Raw genomic sequence first — 610 nt, 5'->3', positions numbered from 1 at the left:
TTTACCGAAGGGATTGGCGATGAAGGCCTGGGCCGTCAGATCGGGCCGGTGCAGATACCCGCGGGCGAGACCGGCCCCACCGATGTAGAGCTCACCAACAACACCAACCGGCTGGAGCTGATGACGCGGATTGAGAACGTACAGCTGCGTCCCGGACATGGGGCGGCCGATGTGGACGCGCTCCAGATCGGACGTGTACCGGGCGAGGCACACAGCGACCGTGGCCTCGGTCGGACCGTACCCGTTGAAGAACGCGCGGCCGGGAGCCCAGACACGGACCAGGTCGAGAGGACAGGCGTCACCGCCGACGGAGATGCAGCGTACGAAGGGAAGGGACTCCTCCGGCAACGTGGAGAGCGCGGCCGGCGTCAAGTTGATGTTCTCGACGCCCTGCTCAATCAGCAGCTCCGCGAGGTCGGAACCGGCCATCTGGAGGCCGGGGGGCGGCACCACCAGTGTCCCGCCGGACAGCAGCGCGGTGCAGAGCTCCCACACTGAGATATCGAAGCTCAGGGACGTTCCCTGCAGAACCCGCTGCGGAGTGTCCAAACCGTAGTTCTCGTACTGCCACTGGGCGAGATGACGGAAACCGCGATGAGTGACCTGAACG

General features: G+C 65.4%; 1 protein-coding gene. It reads right to left on the bottom strand.

The genetic code is table 11. The features are described 5' to 3' along the window. A partial coding sequence (locus tag ACSIH6_RS39405; RefSeq protein ID WP_435114000.1) for an AMP-binding protein occupies nucleotides 1–610 on the bottom strand: 610 nt, incomplete at both ends.

The sequence above is a fragment of the Nocardiopsis synnemataformans genome (genome assembly GCF_965343085.1).
Classification (GTDB): Bacteria; Actinomycetota; Actinomycetes; order Streptosporangiales; family Streptosporangiaceae; genus Nocardiopsis; species Nocardiopsis alborubida.
This window is presented reverse-complemented; position numbering and strand designations above follow the sequence as displayed.